Below are 24,096 nucleotides of genomic sequence, written 5' to 3'. Positions count from 1 at the left end.
AGTGATCGTCGGTGGTAGCTCGGTCGCGCAGAAGCGGAAGGGTGGCCTCGTCGTCAGCCCAACCCGCAGCAATCGCCTCGACCGCCGCTTCGCGGAGCGCCCAGTGTGGGTGAGTCGCGGCGTCATGCAGGTCAGCAGGTGGGTGGGGTAGCTGGGCCATGTAGATCCGGGCGGCGGCGCGGGCAGCGGTATACGGGTAGAAGCTGCCCAGCTGCTGACCGTTGGCGTGGTACCAGTTCTGGTACCGGTCACGGCCTGCCCAATGAGGGCCGATATGAGGCAACAGCCTAGCCAGCACCGCATTCACATCCGCGGACAGGGAGTCGTTGGGTGCGAACCGCGTTTCGCGTGCATCGGCCTCTCCCAGGAGGAGGATGAGGGCGTCGGTGATCGCTTCGGCGTGAGGGGTGAGGGCTGAGGCTTTGCGGATCTCGGCGGCGGCCTGCAGTCCAAGGATCAGGTGCCGGGGCGGGGTGGTGCGGACCCGCCATCGGGGATCAGCGGCGAGCAGTTGGCGGATGGCTCGGGTGGCGAGCCGGTCCGGGATCATCCCGGTGAGCAGGAGAAGAAGCTCGGCCCAGGCGTGGTCTGGCCAGTGGCGGTCATAGACGGCGAGTATCTGTTCCTGGCTGATGTCGAGGTTGATAAGGCGCTGGTTGAGGTCGTCGGCGGCGAGGTATTCCAGAAATGTCCGGTGCACGAACCCGTACACCTGGGATCCGAAGCGGGCGAGGATGAAGTTGCGGGTCCGGAACTGCTCCAGCATGGCCCGTGCGGCGGTAATCGCCTGGACGGCGGGCAGGCTGAGCTCGTCGATCAGGTAGGTCTGGAACGCTGCGACCAGGTCGGGGCCGGGGATGTGATTGCCGGCCAGCCCAGCCGGGGCGTCCTGCATGCCGCGGGCGACCCGGTGCAGCAGCTTCAGCTTGTTCGTCACGTCGAGGAACGCGTTATCGGTGTCGACGTTGGCGTCGCGCAGATGCTTGTTGACGTCCCAGTGCTCGACCAGCACGGTGACCGCGTGCTCGTACACGCTGCGCCGGTCCCGCGGGAGCTCGCGGCGCCGGCCGATGATCACCAGGATGGTGAGCAGCATCGGGTTACCAGCCAGCTCCGCGACCGCCGTCGAGCCGTCGACCGCGGCGAGCAGCCGGGCGGTCAGCCGGCTGGCCTGCGCGGTATCGGTGGGGCAGGACCGGGCGTACCAGCCGGTGGTGAAGGAGCGGATCTGATCAGGGTCCAGGTCCTGGAGCATCCAGTGGCCGAACCCTGCGGTGTCGAGGGTCTGGCGCTGGTAGCCGACCGGCCGGGAGGTGACCACAACCCGGGTTCTGGGGTAGCGGGCGGCGAACCCCTCGATCTCGGCGGTGATCTGCGCCCGGGCGCGGGGGTCGAAGATCTCATCCAACCCATCGAAGATCACCAGTGCCTGGCCGTCGGCGGCCAGGAACGGTTCCACCAGGGACTTGGGCAGGCCCACGTCCTGACTGGCATGTAGATGATCAATAAGGTCCAGGAACGTCACGCTGCGCCCGTGCCTCCATGCGGGGTCGGCGAAGGTGCGTAGCTCGACCAGCAGCGGCAGCCATCCCGCCAGCCCTGCCGGCGGCTGTGGCACCCGCCGAGCAGGGCCCGGCGCACCGGCACTCAGGGCGCCGTCCGCGGCGGGGCCCAACACGGCTTCGTCCGGTGCGCCGGCGGGGCAGGCGAGGGTGAGCATCAGGTAGCGGGCCAGCGTGGACTTGCCCGCACCCGGATCTCCCAGCACCACCAGCTTCCTGCAGGCAGGATCGGCGAGGACATCCAGGACGGGACGGGCCGGCCGGTCGCGATAGGCGCGAAGCGCGGCCTGCAGCCTTTCCCGGTCGACCTCGTCCGGCAGGTCTGACTCGTCGTGACCGGCGTCGGCCAGCCGCCGCCACACCTCCCGCGGCACCTCCATCGGCGGCGGGTCGGCACGGACATGCTGGGGCGTGAAGACCTGCTCCACCAACATGATCGGATGCTCACCCTGATCGGTCAGCGGCGTAAGAATCTCCAGATCAACCCGCGGATACCGCTCCCGCACCCGCTGCAGATACCGCGTCCGCGCCGCCACCCACGCCGGATTCTCGCCCTCACCAGGCTCGGTGTCCTGCCGGTACACGTCGGCGAACCCAGCCAGGTCAAACCGGCCCCGCGAGACCCACTCTTTGTGCTCCCGCTGCGCCAGGCCGTTCAGGTGGCCCCGCCGGTGATGTTCCTGGCACGCCTGGACCAGTGCCGCAACGGTCTTCCACTCAGCCAGATCCCGACCGGAAAAGAAGGCGTACACCGTGGAACGGCCTACCTGGTACTCGCCGACCATGCAATCCAGGAGCCGATCCGCCCGCGGGTCACCCACCGCGGCCACCAGCTCCCGCACGGCGGCCCGCGTCCGACCGATCGAATCTCGCCTCACCACAGCCACCCCCCGTGACCCGTAGCACCTGACTGGGTTCAGTCTAATGATGATCGAAGAGGCATGTCCGGCATCCCGACCCATCCACCGGACCGCTCCGGACAACACCCACCCCAGTCTGGGCACATGAGCGCCAAGACCCCCACCGCCCTCCATCCACCCGCAGGCAACCCGAGCCAGAACCACCATCGGCGCGGGCCCCGCGCCCTGCGGCACCTCCTCTCCATCGTGGGCATCGCCGCCCTGCGCGGCGCCGGCACCACGGCCGGAGGCGCCGCAGCCACGGCTGCGGTCTGGTGGATCCACAACCGATAGTCCAACGACTCGGGGGATGTCCGATGTGCGCTCGGAACGGCATGCCAGACATCGCACCACCCGTGATCCCCTGCCTACCCGAACGCCATCCTGGGGCGGCCCAGCTCCCGCGCGGGAGTGGTCGCGGCCCTGTCCAGGTCCGCCTCGCGGACCATGCGCGGACGGCCCCCACCTACCTGCGGCCCCGCGCGGCCCGCGGCCGTCACCGCCTCGGCGACGCCTCAGATCCCAGCCCACCGTCATCTGACCGCGACCAGAACTGGCGGCCAGCCACGCGACCGACGCAGCCGCCGGGGCGGTGGACCGTACGAGATCGCACGGCGAATCCCGACAGAATCCCTGGCCAGCGCGGCGCAATAGTCGAGCATGACCACGCCCTCTCAAGGCGACAGTGGCATACCTGCGCTGCGGCCACACCCACACCGATCTCCACACGTAGACATGTGCAACCAACGGGTGGTACCGATCGTGCCGGTGTAGGTTCAGAATTCTCGTCAGCATCTTTTGGAAATCGGGCGAACAACAATTCCATACCCGCGTTGTACATGCACGACTCGACTCCTGCAACCGCACGACGCAGCGGCAGCCCTCAGGGTCCATCCTCCCGCCAAAATGCGGGAGATGAACAAAGGCCTCCCATGCTATGGTGCGCCCATGTCATCGATCAAGCAGTTCCAAGTCACCTTTGACTGCGCTGAACCTGAGCGCATGGCTCGCTTTTGGTGCGAGGTGCTGGGGTACGTTGTGTCGCCTCCCCCGAAAGGGTTCGCCACCTGGGACGACTTCAACGACTCCCGGCTTCCCGAGAATCAGGGTTCATGGTTTGCCTGCATTGATCCCTCAGGTTTGGGCCCGCGACTGTTCTTTCAGCGCGTTCCCGAGGGAAAGGTCGTCAAGAATCGGCTGCATCTTGACGTGAGGGTCGGCTCCGGGCTCGTGGGTGAAGAGCGCCTCGTCACGCTCGAAGCCGAATGCGCACGACTGGTCGCGCTCGGCGCGGTGCGCGTGCGACTGCTGTATGACGGCCATGATTCCTGCATCGTGATGCAGGACATCGAGGGAAACGAATTTTGTCTTGACTGAGCATCCTTCAGGACCGGCGAGGTGGGGAGCCATCTTCCTTGAGCCTCTCTTAAAGCCGGTCCCGTGTGGGGCGGGAGTTATCCCGCGAGAGCAAGGTAGTGCGGTCGGGCGGTGCCGAGCATCGCGGTGCGGTACAGCCATCCGTACAGCTAAACTCTCCCGTTGTGGACGGAGCGCGCTCGTGCGCCGCGGCCCGTTCCTCATCTCACGGAGTGGTGAATCGAAGGCGGTACTCGGCAGAGCTGGTTGTCCGTCCTGTTCGCATGCGTTCTCATCCGTGTGTGTTTCTGACGTACCCCGCGTGGGGGAACGGCCGCCGTTACGCACGAGAGATCCACAGCGGGCGCACAGCGGACTCACAGGAAACACGGACAGCATTGTGGGAGCGCAGGCGGCCTGCCTGCAGGTGGATGTCGGACCTCCTCGACCCGGAACGGACAGATCCATGACCAAGCTTCGCCGCACCATCGTCGCGCCGATTGCGGCAGCAGCACTGTTCTCCGCGGTCACCGCCTGTGGCAGTGACTCCGACGCCGACACCAGCTCGACCTCAGCCTCGACCTCGACCTCGACCGCTGGCCCCTCGGGCGCACCGAACGGATTCCCCGGCGGTGCCCCGGGCGGCGGTGGTCTGCAGACCTTCACGGCCGTGGATCTCGACACCGACGGCGCGAACGCCTCGGGCGCGAACACCACCGAAGTCGTGGCCGCCGCCACCGCGTTTCTCGCCACCCTGGATACGAGCACCGCCGGGAAGGTCAGCTACGACTTCGCAGACAGCGAATCCCGCCAGACCTGGTCGAACTACCCGGCCCAGCAGGTGCCGCGTAAGGGCATCGCGCTCTCCGAGCTTGACGGTGACGCCAAGCCCGCCGCGATGGCCCTCGTGAAGACCATGCTGAGCGCGCAGGGGTATGCCCAGGTGCAGACGATCCAGCAGGCCGACGACTGGCTCAGGGCGAACAGTGCCTCCGGCACCGACAGCTTTGGCTCGGACTCCGACTACTACATCGCGATCTACGGCAAGCCCTCGGCGACCGGCTCGTTCATGGTCCAGTTCGGCGGCCACCACCTGGCCCGCAACTACACCTACAAGGGCGCCACGGTCAGCATCACACCGGACTTCACCGGTACCGAGCCGAAGTCCTTCACGATCGGCAGCACCGCAGTGGAGCCGATGAAGGAGAAGGCCGACACGCTGTTCGACGTCTTCGACTCTCTGCGCGACGACCAGGAGGCGAAGGCCAAGCTGTCCGGCACCATCGACGACATCCTGATGGGCCCGGGCGTGGACAGCGGGAAGTTCCCCGCGACCCAGGGCGTGGCCGTCAGCGACCTGTCTGCGGAGCAGCGCACGCTCGTTCTTGACGCGATCGCCGCCTGGGTCAACGACGCCTCTCCCGGCGCCGCCGCCTCGCTGATGAAGACGTACACGGCCCAGCTCAGCCAGACCCACGTCGCGTTCGCCAACAGCGACACCGTCGACGGCGAGAGCACCTACCTGCGCATCGACGGACCCCGCGTGTGGATCGAGCTCGTCAACACGCGCAGCCGGAGCACCCCGAACGTCCATTACCATGGCGTCTACCGAGACAAGACCGACGACTATGGCAGCACCAATCCCAGCGCGTGATCGGTCGCCACGACGGGGAGCGGGCGTCGTGCTGACCGGCCTCCGACGAGCCCTGAGTCTGTTCGCCGGCATCGTCGCCGTGGTCGGCGTCGTCCTCGCGCTCGCGCCGCAGGCCTTGGCGCATCCGCTCAACACTTCGGCGGTGCGGCTGGACGTCGGCGAGCGCACCGTCACCGCGACCGTCGACCTGCCCTTGGACCAGCTCGGCGTCGCGCTGGACGAACGACTCACCGCGGCCGACGTCCTCGACGTCGCGACGCTGTCCGAGCTGCGTGCCTACCTGCAGAGAGACCTGTCGGCGACGGACTCGACCGGCCGGACGTGGGTGACCCGCGTCGCCGGCGGCCGGGTCGAGTCGATCGACGGTGCTGCCAACCTCGTTCTCGACGCCACCCTGACACCCAGCTTTGGCAGGGTGGGTGACTTCGTGCTCCACGACGACGCCATCGTGGACAAGCTCGTCTCGCACCGGGTGTTCGTCTCGGCCCGGTACGGGAGCACGGGCCCGTACACCACGGTGGCGATGCTGTCGTGGCAGACCCAGTCGGTGCCGGTGGCGGCCCTGTCGTCGGCGGCGTCCGCAGCCCCGACAACCGAGCGTCAGGGCCTCGTGTCCGCACTCCACCTCGGTGTCGACCACATCAGCGGGGGCAGCGATCATCTGCTGTTCCTGCTCATGCTGCTGCTGCCCGCCCCCCTGGCCGCCGTGGGGCATCGGTGGGCAGGCCGGCAGGATCTCGGGCGCGCGGGCCGGCGGGTCCTGCATGTCGTCACGGCGTTCGCCCTCGGTCACTCCATCACCCTGGCGCTGGGCGCGATGGGCTGGGTGCAGCTGCCCGCCCGGCTCGTCGAGAGCGGTATCGCCCTGTCCGTTCTGGTCTCGGCCATCCACGCCGTGCGCCCCCTGATACGCCGCGGCGAGGTGCTGATCGCCGGTACGTTCGGCCTGCTGCACGGGCTGGCGTTCGCCGCGCTCCTGGGCGAGCTCGACCTCAGCCGCAGGAGTCTGCTCACGACCCTGCTCGGCTTCAACCTCGGCATCGAGATCACCCAGCTGCTTGTCGTGGCGCTGGTGATGCCCTCCCTGATCGTGATCAGTCGCACCGTCGTCTACCCGGCACTGCGGATCGCGATCGCCTCGCTCGGGGCGGTGCTCGCGACAGCCTGGTTCGTGCAACGGTCCGGCCTGATGTCCGGCAATCCGCTGGAACCGGTCGGCGAGCTCCTCGTCGAGCATTCGCTTGCCCTGGCAGCCGGGCTCGCCGTCGTCGCAGTCCTCTGCGAGCTGGCTCGACGGGCCGGGCCCCTGGCCCGGTGCGGGGGACTCGTCACCGGCGCTGTGGCTGAGCGGCCCGCACAAGGTCTTCGCGGACAACGTCGCGGCGAACCGGCTGGACCTGACGGTCGCGAGAGGGCCGTTCCTCGGTCTGGTGGGGCCCAACGGTGCCGGCAGGACAACGGCGCTGTCGATGGCGGTCGGGCTGCTGCGGGGCATCCCCGATGACGTGCTGGCGCAGCGGACCCAGGAGCTGCTCGACGTGATGAGTACTTCGGACAGCAGCGTCGTTCCGGCCAGGACCGGCTCGATGGCCCGTCGCACGCGTGGCTCGGTCAGCTTGTCCACCAGCGAGTCAAGATGCGTCGCGCGGGCGAGGATCCACCGCTCCTTCGCCAGCTCCACCTGGCCGCCCGTGATGGGTGTCGACACGGGAACGGCCATCTCGTCGGCGCTGAAGTTCCTCCAGGCCGCACAACGTCACGACATCCACCAGGTGATCGCCGTGTTGCCCGGCTGCCGGCTAGGGAAGGCTCCAGTCGACGGGCTGGGCGCCCTGGCGCAGCAGCAGGTCGTTGGCCCGGCTGAACGGGCGGGACCCGAAGAAACCGCGATCGGCCGACCGGGGGGACGGATGGGTCGACTCGATCACCGCCGCGCCGTCCAGGAAGGGCCGAAGGCTGCGCGCGTCGGCGCCCCACAGGATGGCGACCAGCGGTTTGCCCCGCGCGGCCAGCGCCCGGATCGCCTGCTCAGTGACCGGCTCCCAGCCCTTGCCGCGGTGTGAGCCGGGCTGGCGAGGCGCCGTCGTCAGCGCCCTGTTCAGCAGGAGCACCCCCTGGCTCGTCCAGGGGGTCAGGTCGCCGTTGGACGGGCGGGGCGCGCCGACGTCCGTGCTCAGCTCCTGGAAGATGTTCTGCAGGCTGCCCGGTAGCCGGCGCACCTCGGGTGCCACCGCGAAGCTGTAGCCGATGGCCATACCGGGTGTGGGGTAGGGGTCCTGGCCGACGATCAGCACCCGCACGTCGTCGAAGGGCTGCTGGAAGGCGCGCAGCACGTGCGGGCCGGCGGGCAGGTAACTACGGCCGGCGGCGATCTCCGCCCGCAGGAAGTCGCCCATGGCCGTGATCTGGTCGGCGACCGGTTCGAGGGCCCGCGCCCAGCCCGCCTCGACGAGTTCCCGCAGTGGTTGCGCTGGCATGGCCGGTCAGCCTACTGCGCGCTCCCCGCACCGCGGTGGCCGCGCCGCTGCGGGAGCACGGTGATGCCACCGACCCACACGACCGAGGGGCTTCGGGCGGCGGCGCGGATCCGCAGACGTTTTCCCGACGTCGCCGTTCTGGTCCGTCGATCTCGGGGACCGAGTGTGTCCGGGGTGTCCGTATTCCGTCATTCCAGTTCACCGACCGCCCCGACTGTGCTTACTCTGCTGGCGACGGGAATGGACGGAAAAGGAGATCTTCATGCTCAGGTGTCCGCGTACAAGCTGTCGACGGTCCCGATGAGTGCGCCGGTGGTCGTCGCGGTGGTGGGTGGTGGGGCCAGCGGGTGCCTCGCCACCGCCCAGCTGGCAAGGTCCGCGTCGGTTACCGGCCGAAGGTTCACGATACTGCTGGTCGAACCGGACGAGGTGGGTACGGGTCTGGCGTATCTGACCCGGGATCCGCGGCACCGGCTCAATGTGCCGGCCGCGAAGATGAGCGCCTTTGATGATGATCCGCAGCATTTCCTGCGCTGGCTTCGCCGGCATGTCGCGGTCGACTTTCCGCCGGGTGGCTTCGCGCCCCGCCAGTTCTACGCCGACTATCTTCGTCACACCCTCGAGGAGACGCTGCGCGCCGCGAGCGGTGTGCGCTGTGAGCAGGTGCGCGCCCGCGCCACCGACATCCGCCGCCATGGTCGTCGGCTGCGGCTGACCCTCGACGACGGCACCAGCCACCCGGTGGACGGTGTCGTCCTGGCCCTCGGCCACGGCGCCTCGACGACCTCCTGGGTGCCTTCGGCGCTGGCCCGCTCACCCCGGTTCATCGCCGATCCGTGGCGTTCGCAGGCCGAGGCGTACGTTCCGACCGGCAGCGACGTGCTGCTCGTCGGCGCCGGCCTGACGATGACCGACATGGCCCAGCGTTGGAGCCGGGCCGGGGTGCGGCTGCACGTCACCTCGCGGCACGGGCTGCTGCCGTTGCCGCACGCGGTCGAACCGGCGCCGCCGCTGGCCGCCCCGCGGCTGCCCGCCGGGCCGATGAGCCTCGGGCAGGCCCGCCGGCTGGTCTTCGCGCACATCCGCGCCGCCGGGGGCGACTGGCGGCGGGCGGTGGACGCGCTGCGCCCGCTGACCGCCGAACTGTGGTCGCGGCTGCCCGTCGCCGACCAGGCGACGTTCCTGGCGACCACGGTGCGCCGCTGGGATCAGGTGCGTCACCGCGTCGACCCCGCCGTCCACGCCTGGCTCGAGCAGCGCCGCACCGAAGGATCGCTGGTCACCCACGCCGCGCGGGTCGTCGACGCACGCGAGACCGAGACCGGTGTCGAGGTCTCGCTCAGCGACGGCTCCCGGGTGCTCGCCGCGGCTGTCCTGAACTGCACCGGCGCGGGCTCCGGTGTGCGCACCAGCCACGATCCCCTGGTCATGAACCTGCTCGCCGCGGGCCTGGCCACCCCGGACGCACTCGATCTGGGCTTCGCCACCGACGCGTCCGGCCGCCTGGCCGCCGCCGACGGGCCCCACCCGGCGATCTGGGCGATCGGACCGCTGCGCCGCGGGCAGCTGTGGGAAAGCACGGCGATGCCGGAGATCCGCGGCCAGGCCGCCGCGCTCGCCCCCGCCCTCGTGGCCGCGCTCCCCGGACCTCGGGGCGTCCGACGCGTGCACGACCCCTACGGTCTGCCGCTGACCGCGAGTTCGGCGGCGGCCGGTCGTTACGTCGCCGGGCTCGGTCGCATCCTGCGGGTCCGGTCGGGCGCCGAGACGCTGGTGGCCGAGGCGGTCGAGGCCGACCCGCGGTTCGCCCTCGGGCAGGCGGTGCTGGCGCTGCTCGGCGCCGAATGGGGCGCCGACGTCGACGTCGAGGCCGCCCTGGCGCAGGCCCGGCGGTACGCCGGACGGGCCGACGAGCGGGAACGGCGTTTCATCGACGTCGTCACCGCCCGCATCCACGAACCGGGCGGAGCCGGGTCGGCGGCGGCGCTGCTCAGCTACATCCACGCCTACCCCGAGGACGCCCTGGCGGTCAGCATCGCCGTGCCCACCATCGCGTTCAGCGGTGCGACGGAACTTCCGGCCGAGGCCTGGGCGCTGGTCGAAGGGCTCGCTCCGGTCTACCGCGACAACTGGTGGTACCGGGGGCTGCTCGCCTTCACCCGTCAGGAGCAGGGACGTCACGAGGAGGCGGCCGAGCTTTCGGCGCTGGCGCTCGCCGTCGAGCCGACCGCCGGGCACGCCGTCCACGCGAAGACCCACGTCCACTACGAGACCGGTGACCATGCGGCCGGGCTGGCCTGGTTGGACACCTGGATCTCGACCTGCGGTTCGGATTCGTCGCACCGGGCCCACTTCTCCTGGCACGCGGCCATGCACGAGATCGCCCTCGGCGAGGACAGCGCGGTCCGGGCACGTTTCACCGCCCAGCTCGCGCCGCCGGCCGTCGCCGGTGTCCGGGCGCTGGTCGACTCCGCGTCGCTGCTGTGGCGTGGTTTCACCGCCGGCACCTGGACGTCGGTGGATCTCGGCCCGGTGCTGGACACTGTCCCCGGTGGCCTGCTCGTCGATCCGCCGACGCCGTTCGTGGCGTTGCACGCGGCCATCGCGCTGGCCGCCGTCGGGGACTGCCAGCGCCTCGCCGCACTGCGCCGGTCCGCGGCGGCCCGCACCAGCACCGTGTTCACCGACACGGTCGCACCGCTGGCCGATGCCCTGATCCACCTCACCCTGGGCGATCCCGACCGGGCGACCGAGGCGCTGGTCGCCCTGCCCGGTGTCGAACGGCTCGGGGGCAGCGCCGCCCAGCGCGAGATCGTCGAGGACACCACGATCTACTGCGCCGTCCAGGCCGGCCGGCCCGACATCGCCCAGGCCCTGTTGCGGAGCCGACTCGACCGTCGGCCCTCCCCCCGCGACGCCCATCTGCGCGCCGCGCTGTGCACCGGGCATCCGGCCAGCCGCGAGTAGCGCACGGACGTCGCCGCGTGGCCGGATCGATCCTGGCCCGACCCGGCCGCGCGGCGACATGCGAACGTGTGCGGGAACGGTCGTGGGAACTTCCGCGGGGCCCGGTGTCGAATCGGGGCGGCGGCGTTCGTAGCAGGGGTGAGCGACGGTTGCCCACCGGGGCGCCCGCGAACCACAGGAGCTGATCTCGCGATGCGGTATCTGATGTCCGTGATCCAGGACCGTCCCGAACTCGGCACCGAGCAGGAGCAGGCCGCGATCGACGTGTTCAACGCGCGGCTCCAGGAGCAGGGGCACTGGATCTTCGCCGGCGGTCTCGGGTTCCCCGACACGGCGACCGTGGTCGACAACCGGGGTGGCGAGGCGCTGGTCACCGACGGACCGTTCGTGGAGTCCAAGGAGTTCCTCGCCGGCTTCTGGATCCTCGAGGCCGCCGATCTCGATGTGGCCCTGGCGCTCGCCGCCGAGGGTTCGAAGGCCTGCAACCGCAGGATCGAGATCCGTCCGTTCCTGTGAGCGAGGTCGACGTCCAGGCGGCGATCACGCGGGCCCACCGCGCCGAGTGGGCCCGGGTGGTCGCCATCCTGACCAGGCGCCTCGGCGACCTCGACCGCGCCGAGGAGGCGGCGGCCGAGGCGTTCGCGACCGCCGTCGAACGGTGGCCGACCGACGGCGTCCCACCCAACCCCGGCGCCTGGCTGACGACCACCGCGGGCCGTAAGGCCATCGACCGTCTGCGGCGGGAGAGCAGGCGCGACGACAGACACCGGGAGGCTCGGTTGTTGTCCGGCGACGACGGCGACACCGCACCCGAGCCGATCGGCGCCGTCGACGACGTGCGGCTCCGGCTGATCTTCACCTGCTGTCATCCGGCGCTCGCCCCCGAGGCTCGCGTCGCGCTGACCCTATCGCCGAGGGCCACCGGCTGGTCCGCGAACGTCTCGCCGCCGTCGCGGCGGCCACGACGGCGGGGTCGGCGCCGGGGCGCTATCAGATCCTGGCCGCGATCAACGCCGTCCACACGTCGGCCCGCGACGCCGAAGACACCGACTGGTCGCAGATCATCGCCCTCTACGACCAGCTCATCCGCCTCGACCCGGCGCCGATCATCGTGCTCAACCGGTCCATCGCCGTCGCCGAACTCGACGGACCGGAGGTCGCCCTGGCCGCCGTCGACCGGCTCGCGGCCCCGCTGTCCACCTACCACGCCTACCACGCCACCCGGGCGGATCTGCTACGTCGCCTCGGCCGCGACCAGCAGGCACGCGCCGCCTACGACCGGGCTCTCGCCCTGAGCACCAACACCGCAGAGACCGCCTACCTGACCCGCCGCCGCGACCACCCGCGGGCGACCGTCCGCCCGGATCAGGGGTGACCCGCGCGCCCGCGCACACCATCGGCGCACCGGCGAGTCGCCATCGAGACGACCCGCCGGCACCCTGTCCACCCGAGCACCTACCGACCGTCACTCCCAGGCTTGGTGGCGGTGGCGGTGGGGGGCAGGTCCGTCTGGAGCGGCAGGATGTTCACCGCGAGGGTCTGCGAGTCATCCCGCAGGGACGTGCCTTCGATGTCGACGTTCGGCAGGATTCGGTCCAGGCGGCGGGGAAGGTACCAGGCCCTGCGTCCCAACAGGGTCATGACGGCGGGCACGAGGGTCATCCGGACGAGGAACGCGTCGATGCCGACACCGAGCGCCAGCGCGAAGCCCATCTGCTTGATGAGAGCGTCGGGGGTGAGAACGAAACCGGCGAACACGCTGATCATGATGATGGCGGCGGCCGTGACCACGCGGGCGCTGTGCTCGAAACCGGTGACGACCGCCTGTCTGGGCGGGGCGCCGTGGACGAACTCCTCACGCATCCGGGTGACCAGGAAGACCTCGTAGTCCATCGCCAGGCCGAAGACCAGACCCACGACGAGAACGGGAAGCAGGCTCATGATCGGGCCGGTCTGGCCCTCGATGCCCAGCAGCGTGTCGAACCAGCCCCACTGGAAGACCGCGACGACGGCGCCCAGCGCGGACACGACGGTGAGCAGGAATCCTCCGACGGCCTTGAGCGGCACCAGAATCGAGCGGAAGACCACGCACAGCAGAACGAGCGCGAGACCGACGACGACCATCAGATAGGGCAGCAGCGCATCGCCCAGTGAATCGGTGATGTCGACGGCCAGCGCCGTGCTTCCGGTCACCGAGACCTCGGTGGCGGTGGGGGCGGGCAGTTCCCGGATGGCGCGGACAAGGTCACTGGTCCTCGCGTCCGCCGGACCGGAGAGCGGGACGACGGAGAACACCGCGGTGTCACCGGCCGGGTTCTGCGTCGCCGGTGTCACCGCGGCGACGTCGGGAAGCGCGCCGATCCGCGTGGCGATCACACCGGCGGCCGCCATCGGATCGACGCGGGCGCCGCCGGTCGGATGCCCGTCGACCACGATCGTGAGGGGACCGTTGAATCCGGCGCCGAAGTTGGTGGAGAGCAGGTCGTAGGCCTTACGGGCCGAGCTGTCCGGTGCCGCGGTGGCGTCGTCGGGCAGGGCGAGCTGGAGGTCGAGGGCGGGCATGGCCACCAGACCCAGGCCGATCACGGTGGCGGCGAGGACCGCGGCCGGGCGCCGGGTGACCCGCTCCGCCCAGCGCCGCCCGCGCGTGGCTTCGGCTTCGGGTTCGGGTTCGGGGTGCCGTCCAGCCGGGGGCAGGTGACGCCCGGCGGACGGAAGGTGACGACCGGCCGACGGGAGGCGGCGCCGGGGCGGGCGCTGGTCCTGGTGCCGCCGACGCGTGCGGACGCGGTCGCCCGCGTAGCCCAGCAGGGCCGGCAGCATGGTCAGGGAGATGACGACGGCGAGCAGCACCGCGAAACTCGCGGCGATGCCCATCTCGGTCAGGAAGGGAATGTTCACCACCGCGAGGCCGACCAGGGCGATCGCGACGGTCAGGCCGGCGAACACCACCGCAGAGCCGGCGGTGGCCACCGCCCGACCAGCGGCGCTCTCGTGGTCGAGGCCGCGGTCGAGTTCGTCGCGGTAACGGGAGACGATGAACAGCGAGTAGTCGATGGCGACGGCGAGACCGAGCATCAGGGCGAGCGTCGAGGTGTTCGACGACAGCTCCAGGAAACCGGTCGCCGCCGTCACCGAGGCCAGGGAGATGCCGACGCCGACGAGGGCGACCAGCAACGGGAGGCCCGCCGCGACCAGCGAACCCAGGGTGACGACCAGGACCAGGGCCGCGACCATCAGCCCCACCAGTTCGGTGGCTCCGCTGCCCTCCTCCTCGGTGGCATCCCCGCCGACCTCGACGGTCAGGCCGGCGGCCCGGCCCGCGTCGACGGCGTGCGTGAGGGTGTCCCGTGCGTCCTCGGACAGATCGGTGGCAGGCACGGCGTAGGTGACCCGCGTGTAGCCGACGCCGCCACTCCTGGCGATCTGACCCTGGTAGGGGTCGGACACCGAGGCGACGTCGGCGCTGCCGGTCAGCTCGGCGATCACCCCGGTCACCGCGGATCGCCAGGTGGGCTCGGTGAGCTGCGCGCCGGCCGGTGCGGCGAAGACGATTCTTGCCGTCGCCCCGTCCACCCGGGTGGCGGGGAAACGCTGCGCCATCAGATCGCCGGCGCGCTGGGACTCGGTGCCCGGCAGGGTGAAGCTGTCCGACGTCGGACCGGACAGCGTGGCGGCACCCAGACCGCTCAACAACAGGGCACCCAACCAGAGCACGAGAACCAGCCGGCGTCGCCGGAACGAGACGCGTCCGAGCAGTTGTAGGAAGTGAGCCATGACGCTACAAACTGCCCGCCGCCGGCGGTAAGAACATCTGGCAGCCGCAGACATTTACGGGTACCGCGTTCGTGGTATTCGGCAGTACCACGGACGGTGGATGACGGAATTCCCTGGACGGGTACCGTGAGGAGGATGTCCGCCGGACCCACGCCGACCTGGCTCGTCATCCGCGCCGCAGCGGCACGGCCCAGGGCGGTCGACCGCCTGGTAGCGCTGCTCGCCTTCGGTCTTGGCATGGTCGGGGGCCTCGACTCGTCCCGGGCCACGTCGGATTTCTACGACCCGTTCTCCCTCACGCTGGCCGTGTTGGCCGCCCTGGTGCTGCTGGCCCGTCGGCGCCGACCGGTGGGTGTCCTCGCGGTGACCGTCTCGCTGGTCACCGTCGGCTGGATCAGCGACGGCCGCGCGGCGCCGACGCTGGGGCTGGCGATGGGGGCGGCGCTCTACACCGTCACCCAGTACCGTCGTGGCCGTATCGGCTGGCACTGTGCCGCCGGTATCGCCGTCTTTCTGGCCATCATCAACGTCCTCAGCGGACCCTCGGTCAACAATCTGCTTTCGGCCTGGAGCTGGGTCGGTTTCTGCGCGGTCGCCGGCTATTCGGTGCGCGGCCGGCGGGACTATGTCGCGGCTGTCGAGGACCGGGCCATCCGCGCCGAACAGGGACGTGAGCAGGAGGCCTGGCGGCAGGTCACCGAAGAACGCCTGCGCATCGCGCGGGAGCTGCATGACGTGGTCGGCCACCACATCGCTCTGATCAACGTGCAGTCCGCCGTCGTCGAGCATGTTCTGACCAGCGACCCCGGGCGGGCCGCCGAATCACTCGGGCACGTCCGGCGCGCCAGCCGGATGGTGCTCGACGAGCTCAGCTCCCTCGTCCGGGTGCTGCGCGACCCGGACGAACCCGTTCTCACCCGCCCGGCGCGGGGGCTGGCCCACCTCGACAAGCTGGTGGAAAGCTTCCTGTCCAGCGGCCTGCCGCTGGCCTGTCAGGTGGACGGCCGGCCGCGGCCGCTGCCCGCTCTGGTCGACCTTGCCGCCTACCGGATCATCCAGGAGTCCCTGACCAACGCCTACAAACATGGCCGCGGCGGACGAGCCTCGGTCCGCCTCACCTACGACCAGCACGAACTACGGTTTCAGATCCTCAACAGCGGTGCGGGCCGGGGCCGCACCAACCATCTGGTCGCCGAGGCCGACATCATCGAGGCCGGCTTCGTCGCCGGACATGGCATCACGGGTATGCGCGAACGGGCGGCGGCACTCGATGGTCGGCTGCGGATCGGGCGCACCCCCGACGATTCGTTCGTCGTGTCGGCGCAGCTGCCCCTTCCGCCCCAGCCCGACGGAAACAACGAACCGCCCACACCGACCGAACCCGCACAGTCGACCGAACCCGCACAGTCGACCGAACCCGCACAGTCGACCGTAGCCGCCGCGCAGCCGCGCGCCGCAGCATCCGTGCGGGCAGAATCGTCGCACGCGGACCCCGTATCGGCGGGTCCCCCGGCAACCGAGGTCGACCTGACGCACACCGTGGAGTTGCGATGGTGATCCGGGTCCTGCTGGCCGATGACCAGCCGCTGATCCGGGCGGGTTTTCGGGTGTTCATCGACGCGGCACCGGACCTCACGGTCGTCGGTGAGGCCGCCGACGGTGACGAGGCCATCCGACTGGCTCTGCACACGCAGCCCGACATCGTCGTGATGGATATCAGGATGCCCGGACTGGACGGGATCACCGCAACCCGGACGATCATCGCCGAGCCGCGGCTGGCGAACACCCGGGTCCTGGTCCTGACCACGTTCGAGATCGACGAGTACGTCTTCGACGCGCTGCGCGCCGGAGCCAGCGGCTTCCTCGGCAAGGGCGCCGAGCCGGACGAACTGGTCAGGGCCGTGCGGCTGGTGGCCAGCGGCGAGTCCCTGTTGTCCCCGCTGGCCACCCGGCAGCTCATCGCCGACTATGTCGCGAGGCCCCGCCCGACCACGCCGGCCACCCCGATCGGCGACGCCGGCTCCGGCCGGCTGACCAACCGCGAGGCCGAGGTCGTCCGTCTGGTCGCGGCGGGGCTGTCCAACGACGAGATCGCCGAACAGCTGTACCTCTCCCCGCTGACCGCCAAGACCCACGTCAACCGGGCGATGACCAAACTGGGCGCCCGCGACCGGGCGCAGCTCGTCGTCCTGGCCTACCGGTCACGGCTCGTCGCGCCCCCGGACGAGCCGGTCCACCGCCGGGATGGATCGCCGCCGCACCGCGACTCCCTCAGATCCACGGACGGTTGACGGGTCAGCTGTTCGGGGGCGTCATCGTCGCTGAGGGAATGTCGACGTAGCCGATGATGTCGGCCCCGCGCACGGCCAGATCGCGGTCGGTGAATCCGTCGAGCCGTTCGGCGTCGCGGGCCAGCACCGTCGCCCCGCCCCGGTCGACCAGCATCATGTGGATCCGGGTCGTGATCCCGGGATAGCCGGGATAGCCGATGATGCCCCGCGGCCCACGAAAGCAGAGCTCGTCGGACACGGTGAGCACGTCCCCGGGTAGTAAAGGACGGGTTCCAGGCAGGGTAACAGGTGTAGGACGCCTGCGAGACCCGGACGTCGTACTGCGCGGCACCTCGCTGGTCGACCACGGTTGCCGTCATTCGCAGCGGCAGGTCGTAGCATCCCGACGGACCGGTCGCGGTACGCGCGGCCTGCAGCGCGCTCGACGCCGTCGAGGCGGTCGAGGCGGTGCCGCCGAACAGCAGGGCGCCTGGCCGAGGCCGGCGCTGTGCTGCAGCCGATGCCAGGCGGCCAACCAGGCGGTGCGTCGCCGCGGATCGAAGGCCTCGACGATCCGGGTCACCGAGTGCTCGGTGAGCCGACGTCGCCGGTTACGCAGGTCGTTGATGGTGGTCTTGGACAGCCCGGCTCGTGACTCGACCGACCGGTCGTTGGAGCGTCCCCACAGCCGGGTGATCGCTTCGTGCGGATCCTGGTAGCTGGCGACCCCGTCCGGGTCCTCCGACGCTGTCTCCCCCGTGTACGACATCGCTTCCGTCCCCGGCCGGGCCGCGGCACGTCCCGCGGCGTCTGCCATCCCGTTCGGGCACGTGGGTGGTTTTCGCCCGTTTCGCCTGTCCTGACAGGACAGGACGGGACAACCGGTACTCATCATGCCGACAAAGCGCCACTTTCGGTGCCACGGTTCCGGCTATGTTTCTGTCCGGCCCGGCCGTCCGGGGGGAGGCCGGGCCGGACAACACGATGGAGGCGGGCACCGTCCTTCCGGTCCACCCACGCCATCAGGAGCTGGAGGTTTCGCTACTCGCGGGCACCGAGTGGCCGTGTTTCGTCAGCAGGGACGAGCCGGAGGCGACCGCCCGGCCGGGTGACGCGTCGAAGGTGAGGTGATGGTCTCGTGCGCATCCGACGGCTGCTGTCGCCGCGGCGCGAACCACCGAACTGCCAGGACGCGCCGGATCGACGGCCGCCGGACATCGTCCACGATCTGATCGCCGTGGCCGACGGTCTGGTCGACCTGACCGACGACGAGGCGATCGCCGACCCCGCGGCAGCGGCCGCCTTCGCCCGCTGGATCACCCAGCGAATCGGCACCATGATCATCCACTGTGAGGTGAGCTGGATCGCCGATGAGGGACCGTTCGATCCGGCCAGGCATGAGGCTGTGGCGTCCCGGCCGGCACCGGACGCCGAGCAGACGGGCCGCATCGCCGGGACCGTCCGGCCCGGCTACCTGTGGCGCGACCAGATCGTTCGTCCCCAGCAGGTGGTCGTCTACGCGGCGGCCGTCCCACTCACCCGCGCGTAGGCGAGGCGAGGGAAAGGCGCCGCTCATGCCGTCCACATCGCGACCGTCACGGACGGTGGCGATTGCACCTTCGAGCCTGTGGTCAGCTCCGAACCGGCTGCGGACCAGCGCTGGTGACGGCGATGGTGGGCCTGACGATCCGCGATGAAGGCAACGGTGCCCGGTCACCGCTCGCGCTCTGGTGGATGCTACTGGCGTACCGTCGCGGCTGTGCTGCTTGCCGTTCTGGCCGCCTTCGCCTGCGCGTTGTGTTACGGGGCCGGCTCGGTGCTCCAGTCGGTAGGTGCGGCCCGCACCGCGACCGCGACCGCTACCGCGCCGACGTCCACGGTCACGCCAACGTCCACGGTCACGCCAACGTCCACGTCCACGTCCACGGCGTCGGTGTCGGCGGGCGGCGTGACGGGTCAGGCCGGCAGCGGAGACGGTGCGCGGGAGGTCGCCGCGGCCTTCCGGCCCTCGGCGCTGGCCCACCTTGCCGTCCAGCTGCCCTACCTGGCCGGGCTCGGGCTGGACCTGCTGGGCTGGCTGCTCTCCCTGCTCGCGGTGCGGGGCCTGCCACTGTTCGCGGTCCAGGCCATCCTCGCCGGTTCGGTCGGAGTGACAGCGGTGCTCGCGGTGGCCACGCTCGGCGCCCGGCTCTCCCGCCGTGAGGTGGTTGCCCTGGCCACGCTGGGCGCCGGAATGGTGCTGCTGGCGCTGACCGCACGACCGGGACGGGCCGATCCGGCGTCGACGGCGGTCTCCTGGGGGCTCGTCGCCGGGGTCCCGGTACTCGTCGGGCTGGTCGGACTGGTGCTGTGGGCCTGGCCGCGGCGGGCGGGCGCGCTGCTCGGGCTGCTGTCCGGGCTGGCCTTCGGCGGGGCGGCGCTGTGTGCCCGGCTGATCGAGGCCCGACCATGGTCGGACGTGCCGACCGACCCCGCGACCTGGGCGTTGCTGGCCTATGGCGGGCTGGGCCTGGCCCTGTTCGCCGTCGCGCTGCAACGTGGTGCGGTCACCACGGCGATGGCCGGCCAGTGCGCCGGCGAGACGCTGCTGCCGGCCCTGGCCGGAACACTGCTGTTGGGCGACGGTGCCCGCGCGGGACTCTCACCGCTGGCCGTCCTCGGCTTTCTCGTGGCCGTCCTGGCCGCCTTCGCACTGATCATCGCCGGCGCCGGCGACGTGGACGGCTAGGGCGCGGTCGCCGGGAGCGGCGCGGGGCTGGTCGGTGAACGTCGGGGCGCCGCCCTGACCAGCAACGAACGCGAACGCGACCATCTCCTGGCCCGCGCCGCCGACCTCGGCTGACGGCGCGGGTCGCCCGAGGACCAGACGGTGCCACAGAACCGAACGAATGTTCCGTTCAGCCGGCCATCCTGCCGAGAACCAGTGGTCTGACCTGGGCTTTCGTGATGTCAGGCCGGTTCGGGTGGCGCAGGTGCGCCGACCACCAGTACCTGACTTCTTCGGGAAACTGACACCTCGCATCATCCGGCGCCCTAGGGTATGGAATCCTGACGGCGGGCGGAGGCGACCCGCCGTGTCAGGAGCATCGCGAGTCCCGGATGTTCTAACCGCGGGTGTTCGCCAATATCACAGTACTGAGGAGATCTGGGCTGGTGCGAGTTTCGATGTTTCGCCGCCGCTGGGTGGCGGGATGCGCCGCGGTGCTGGCGCTCGGCCTGACCGCGTGTTCCGGCTCGTCGGGTGGGTCCGCCGGGGTGAGCTCATCGGCCACAGGGTCCGCCGCCACGGGGTCCACCGCCGCGTCGCGTTACACGACGCCGCTGAAGGGGATCTGCCCGTCCACGGTCGCCATTCAGGCGAACTGGTGGCCCGGACTTCCCGACGCTTACCTTTATCAGCTTCTGGGTCCGAACCCGACGATCGACGTGAACAAGAACCGAATCGAGGGTGAACTCGGCACCACCGGTGTGCGACTTCAGGTGCGCGCGGGCGGGCCGGCGACCGGCTTCCAACCGGTAACCGCGCTCCTCGCTCAGGACGACAGCATCCTGGCCGGCTATGTGGGCACGGACGAAGCCGTGCAGGCCTCCGGGAAGCAGCGGTCGGTCGCTGTCTTCGCGCCCTATGAGAAATCTCCGTTGGCGTTGATCTGGGGTAACCCGGAGTGGAACTTCACCAGCGTCGCCCAGGTTCGTGACTCGGGCGCGACGGTGTTGGCCAGTGCGAGTGGGACGTCCTTTCCCGATGTCTTCGTCCGGGAGGGGCTGCTGAACAAGACCCAGGTCGACACCTCCTATCAGGGTTCGCCCGACCGGTTCGTCGCCGCCGACGGCAAGATCGCGCAGCAGGCGTTCGTCACGAACGAGCCCTACCTGCTCGAGCACGACGTCAAGGCCTGGGGCAAGCCGGTGAAGCAACTGCTTCTCCAGGACGAGTACCCGGCGTACATCTCGGCCCTCGCCGTCCGGGCGGACAAGGTGTCGTCCCAGCGCGCCTGCCTCGCCAAGCTGGTACCCCTGTTGCAGCAGGCGCAGCGGGACTACGTCGCCGACCCGGCGCCGGTGAACAAGCTCATCCTGAAGGTCGTCAGTACCCTGCACACCGGAGGGTTCACCCTCTCGGCGGGCCTTCTCGAGTACGGAAACGCCACCCAGAAGAAGCTCGGACTGATCGCCAACGGCAACGACGGGGTGCTGGGCAGCTTCGATTCGGCCCGGGTGGACAAGCTGATCGGTCGGCTCGTCCCGGTCTTCGCCGCGAAGGGCAGCGCGCCGAAGGCGGGGCTGGCCGCGTCGGATCTGGTGACCAACGAGTTCCTCGACAAGACGGTGGCCCTGAAGTAGCGAACGACGTCGACACAGGCGACGGCACGGCACGGCACGGCAGCGGAAGAAAGCGGCGTCCGGGGCGGAAACGCCCCGGACGGTCCCCGACACCCGACATCGGGGTCCGTCAGCCACACGGCGAAGGGAACGTCACCCATGAGCGAGGCTTCGGCACCCGCTGTCGACATCACCGTGCCGCATTCGGCGCGGGTGTGGAACTACTGGCTGGGCGGTAAGGACCACTATCCCGTCGATCGCGAGTTCGGCGACCGGCTCTACGAGCTGCTTCCCGAGATCGTGCAGATCGCCCGGCAGGCCCGGGCCTTCCTCGGCCGCGCGGTCACCCATCTGGCCGGCGAGGTCGGTATCCGGCAGTTCCTCGACATCGGCACCGGTCTGCCGACGGCGGACAACACCCACGAGGTGGCGCAGCGGATCGCCCCCGACTCCCGGATCGTCTACGTCGATCATGATCCGCTGGTCCTGCTGCACGCGCGGGCGCTGCTGGTGAGCGCCCCCGAGGGCGTCACCAACTACGTCGATGCCGACGTCCGCGAGCCGAAGAAGATTCTTCAGGCCGCCCGCGAGACCTTGGACTTCACCCAGCCGATCGGTCTGATCATGCTCGGGATCATGGGGAACGTGGCCGACCTCGACGAGGCCTACGCGATCGTGCGCGAACTGCACGACGCCCTTCCCACCGGCAGCTACCTGGTGTTCAAGGACGGCACCTACGCCGTCATGGGCGAGGAGCGGGCCGATTCCATCCACGATCTCCACGCGCACGAGAAGTTCCCGTACCACATGCGTACTCCCGAGCAGGTGGCCCGTTTCCTCGACGGTTTCGAACTCGTCGAACCGGGGCTGGTCTCGACCCCGTTGTGGCGGCCGAACCCCGCGGCCGAGCCGCCGGTGGCGATCGATGACCTGTGCGGCGTCGGCCGGAAGCCCTGACGCCACGTTCTCGAGTCGAGGACGGGCGTCAGATGGCGTGGTATAAGATAATCTGCTCGATGGTTTCCGCGGTCTCACCAGGCGTTGTGCTCTTGAGCGCCAGATTGTCCATGGTGAGCGTGTAGCGCGTGAGGTCCTCCGGCTTGTCGAGGTAGATGGCGCCTGTCAGATGCTCCAGGTAGACGACATCGGCGATATCCGGCTCACCGAACCGCAGAATGCTGAACGAGCCACCTTCGGCGGGATGGGGGCCGCCGCTGAACGGAATCACCTGGATGGTGATGTTCGATTTCGCAGTCAGCGCGATCAGGTGTTTGAGCTGGGCCTGCATGACCTCCGGCCCGCCGACCGGGCGGCGCAGCGCCGCCTCGTCGATGATCGCCCAGAGTCGGGGCGAGTCCGCCCGGTCGAGAACGGTCTGCCGACTCATCCGTGCCTGTACCCGACGTTCGATCACGTCGGCGGCGTCTGTCTGGCGAGCACCGCCTATGACGGCGCGGGCGTAGTCCCTGGTCTGCAGGAGCCCGGGGATGAACTGAAGCTCGTAGGTGCGGATCAGGATCGCCGCTTCCTCCAGGCCCAGGTACGGCTGAAACCAGCCCGGCATCACATCGGTGAACCCCTGCCACCAGCCCGGCTCGTTCGCCTCGCGGGTGAGCTCGAGCAGCGGCGCGCGGTCTTTCTCCTCCGTCACGCCATACAGGGTGAGCAGGTCGGCCACATCGCGTTCCTTGAAGCTGACCCGACCCAGTTCCAGTCGACTGATCTTCGAATCGGATGCCCGAATGCTGTAGCCGGCCTCCGACCGGCTAATGCCCTTCGCCTCGCGAAGTCGACGCAGCTGTGTACCCAGTACAACGCGGCGCACGATCGGCCCACCCGCCCGTTGCAGCGTCATTACCCCGCCTTCACCCGGCACCTGCGCCCGGCAGGTTTCCCCTCAGCATACTGGATGATGATGGAGGCCAGACGTTCGGAGTGCGCTCAGAAGGCTCTGCACCGGGGGCTACGATCCGCTCAGCCAAGGACACCAGCAGGTGGCCGCCGGCACCCGTCCTCACGACCACAGGATCCTGCGCCAGAGGGGAGAGTCGGTGTCCACTGTGCCGGGAATCGCATTGGCGTTCGACGATGTGGGAAAAACTTTCCCGGACGGTACCGCCGCGCTACGGGGAGTGTCATTCACGGTCGCCGACGGTGAGTTCGTGACGGTGGTCGGACCGTCGGGTTCGGGAAAGTCCACGCTGCTGCGAATCGCGTCGGGGTTGACCGAACCATCCAGCGGGACGACTGCTCACGGGCCTGATGCTCCCGGCTACGTCTTTCAGGATCCGACGCTCCTGCCGTGGCGCACCGTCGAGAGCAATGTCGGGCTGTTCGCCCAGCTTGACCACCTGCCGAGGAGCCAGCGGCGCGCGCTCGTCGCCGCGGCCATCTCCCTCGCCGAACTCGAGGGGTTCGAGCACCACCGACCGGCCGCGCTGTCCGGCGGCATGCGGATGCGGGTCTCCCTCGCCCGCTCACTCACGGTACGGCCATCACTGCTGCTTTTCGACGAGCCGTTCGGCGCGGTGGACGAGATCACCCGGCAGCGCCTCGGTGAGCAGGTGCAGCGGCTGCACATCCGGGAACGGTTCGCGGGCCTGTTCGTCACCCATTCGGTCACCGAGGCGGTGTGGCTGGCTCGTCGGGTCGTCGTCCTGTCCGCCCGACCAGGGCGAGTGGTCGCACAGATCGACGTCCCGTTCCCCTACCCGCGGCCCGCTGACCTGCGCTTTGACGCCGCCTTCGGCGAGGTCGCCCGGACCGTCTCGGCGGCGCTGGCGGAGTCGTTCACGTGATGGCGACCGAACC

The 24,096-nt window shown here is 69.9% G+C and carries 19 protein-coding genes and 1 pseudogene; 14 read left to right on the top strand and 6 right to left on the bottom strand.

Going from position 1 to position 24,096, the window contains the following annotated elements:
- The coding region (locus tag MXD59_RS19580) for an NACHT domain-containing protein (RefSeq protein WP_248826110.1) at positions 1-2,440 on the bottom strand (2,440 nt) is incomplete at its 3' end.
- A 969-nt stretch (positions 2,441-3,409) separates the two neighbouring features.
- Here MXD59_RS19580 and MXD59_RS19575 point away from each other — a divergent pair.
- From MXD59_RS19575 to MXD59_RS26600, 3 genes are all read left to right on the top strand, one after another.
- The gene (locus tag MXD59_RS19575) at positions 3,410-3,838 is read left to right on the top strand and encodes a VOC family protein (RefSeq protein WP_248826109.1); all 429 of its coding nucleotides are present in this window, start codon (positions 3,410-3,412) and stop codon (positions 3,836-3,838) included.
- A 445-nt stretch (positions 3,839-4,283) separates the two neighbouring features.
- Entirely contained in the window at positions 4,284-5,471 is a 1,188-nt protein-coding gene (locus MXD59_RS19570; RefSeq protein WP_248826108.1) for a DUF3500 domain-containing protein, read from the top strand.
- Positions 5,416-6,975 carry a HupE/UreJ family protein gene (locus MXD59_RS26600; RefSeq protein WP_504858360.1) on the top strand — a complete coding sequence of 520 codons (1,560 nt, stop codon included), beginning with the start codon at positions 5,416-5,418 and terminating at the stop codon, positions 6,973-6,975. Before MXD59_RS19570 ends, MXD59_RS26600 begins: the two co-directional genes overlap by 56 nt.
- Before the next feature lie 295 nt (positions 6,976-7,270).
- Here MXD59_RS26600 and MXD59_RS19555 read toward each other — a convergent pair whose 3' ends face one another.
- Complete coding sequence (locus MXD59_RS19555) at positions 7,271-7,948, bottom strand: uracil-DNA glycosylase (RefSeq protein ID WP_248814879.1); 678 nt, start codon at positions 7,946-7,948, stop codon at positions 7,271-7,273.
- 300 nt (positions 7,949-8,248) lie between these two features.
- Between MXD59_RS19555 and MXD59_RS19550 the strand changes: the two genes are divergently transcribed.
- The 4 genes and pseudogenes from MXD59_RS19550 (at position 8,249) to MXD59_RS27805 (ending at position 12,290) form a co-directional block, all read left to right on the top strand.
- Positions 8,249-10,915 carry an FAD/NAD(P)-binding protein gene (locus MXD59_RS19550; RefSeq protein ID WP_248826107.1) on the top strand — a complete coding sequence of 889 codons (2,667 nt, stop codon included), beginning with the start codon at positions 8,249-8,251 and terminating at the stop codon, positions 10,913-10,915.
- Between the two features lie 204 nt (positions 10,916-11,119).
- The gene (locus tag MXD59_RS19545; protein WP_248826106.1) at positions 11,120-11,431 is read left to right on the top strand and encodes a YciI family protein; all 312 of its coding nucleotides are present in this window, start codon (positions 11,120-11,122) and stop codon (positions 11,429-11,431) included.
- Positions 11,428-11,610: pseudogene (locus MXD59_RS27810) on the top strand (RNA polymerase sigma factor); the annotation flags it as partial. The gene MXD59_RS19545 and the pseudogene MXD59_RS27810, both read left to right, overlap by 4 nt.
- Positions 11,611-12,026: 416 nt before the next feature.
- Entirely contained in the window at positions 12,027-12,290 is a 264-nt protein-coding gene (locus MXD59_RS27805; protein ID WP_248826114.1) for a hypothetical protein, read from the top strand.
- An 80-nt stretch (positions 12,291-12,370) separates the two neighbouring features.
- On the opposite strand, the gene MXD59_RS19530 is transcribed toward MXD59_RS27805, so the two are convergent.
- Complete coding sequence (locus tag MXD59_RS19530; protein ID WP_248826105.1) at positions 12,371-14,692, bottom strand: MMPL family transporter; 2,322 nt, start codon at positions 14,690-14,692, stop codon at positions 12,371-12,373.
- Positions 14,693-14,827: 135 nt separating this feature from the next.
- Here MXD59_RS19530 and MXD59_RS19525 point away from each other — a divergent pair, with 135 nt between their 5' ends.
- Positions 14,828-16,249 (top strand): sensor histidine kinase, encoded by a 1,422-nt coding sequence (locus tag MXD59_RS19525; protein ID WP_248826104.1) that lies wholly within the window; start codon positions 14,828-14,830, stop codon positions 16,247-16,249.
- On the top strand, positions 16,243-16,983 hold the full coding sequence (locus MXD59_RS19520; RefSeq protein WP_248826103.1) for a response regulator transcription factor: 741 nt from the start codon (positions 16,243-16,245) through the stop codon (positions 16,981-16,983). Before MXD59_RS19525 ends, MXD59_RS19520 begins: the two co-directional genes overlap by 7 nt.
- Before the next feature lie 4 nt (positions 16,984-16,987).
- Here the strand turns inward: MXD59_RS19520 and MXD59_RS19515 are convergent, their stop codons facing one another.
- Complete coding sequence (locus MXD59_RS19515; RefSeq protein WP_248826102.1) at positions 16,988-17,221, bottom strand: hypothetical protein; 234 nt, start codon at positions 17,219-17,221, stop codon at positions 16,988-16,990.
- 117 nt (positions 17,222-17,338) lie between these two features.
- Positions 17,339-17,731: a hypothetical protein gene (locus tag MXD59_RS19510; protein WP_248826101.1), complete on the bottom strand. Its 393-nt coding sequence runs from the start codon at positions 17,729-17,731 to the stop codon at positions 17,339-17,341.
- Between the two features lie 369 nt (positions 17,732-18,100).
- Between MXD59_RS19510 and MXD59_RS27030 the strand changes: the two genes are divergently transcribed.
- From MXD59_RS27030 to MXD59_RS19490, 4 genes are all read left to right on the top strand, one after another.
- A complete protein-coding gene (locus MXD59_RS27030) occupies positions 18,101-18,511 on the top strand; it encodes a nucleotide exchange factor GrpE (protein WP_248826100.1) in 411 nt (136 codons plus the stop codon).
- A 210-nt stretch (positions 18,512-18,721) separates the two neighbouring features.
- Entirely contained in the window at positions 18,722-19,690 is a 969-nt protein-coding gene (locus MXD59_RS19500; RefSeq protein ID WP_248826099.1) for a hypothetical protein, read from the top strand.
- Between the two features lie 698 nt (positions 19,691-20,388).
- Positions 20,389-21,306 carry a hypothetical protein gene (locus MXD59_RS19495; protein WP_248826098.1) on the top strand — a complete coding sequence of 306 codons (918 nt, stop codon included), beginning with the start codon at positions 20,389-20,391 and terminating at the stop codon, positions 21,304-21,306.
- A 138-nt stretch (positions 21,307-21,444) separates the two neighbouring features.
- Complete coding sequence (locus tag MXD59_RS19490) at positions 21,445-22,242, top strand: SAM-dependent methyltransferase (protein WP_248826097.1); 798 nt, start codon at positions 21,445-21,447, stop codon at positions 22,240-22,242.
- 28 nt (positions 22,243-22,270) lie between these two features.
- Here the strand turns inward: MXD59_RS19490 and MXD59_RS19485 are convergent, their stop codons facing one another.
- Entirely contained in the window at positions 22,271-23,140 is an 870-nt protein-coding gene (locus MXD59_RS19485; RefSeq protein WP_248826096.1) for a Sco1979 family transcriptional regulator, read from the bottom strand.
- Positions 23,141-23,336: 196 nt separating this feature from the next.
- Between MXD59_RS19485 and MXD59_RS19480 the strand changes: the two genes are divergently transcribed.
- On the top strand, positions 23,337-24,083 hold the full coding sequence (locus tag MXD59_RS19480; protein WP_248826095.1) for an ABC transporter ATP-binding protein: 747 nt from the start codon (positions 23,337-23,339) through the stop codon (positions 24,081-24,083).
- Positions 24,084-24,096 lie beyond the last annotated feature (13 nt).

It is taken from the genome of Frankia umida, from assembly GCF_023242945.1.
Lineage (GTDB): Bacteria > Actinomycetota > Actinomycetes > Frankiales > Frankiaceae > Frankia > Frankia umida.
Note: the sequence above shows the minus strand (reverse complement) of the source record. Positions and strands in the feature narration are given on the sequence as shown.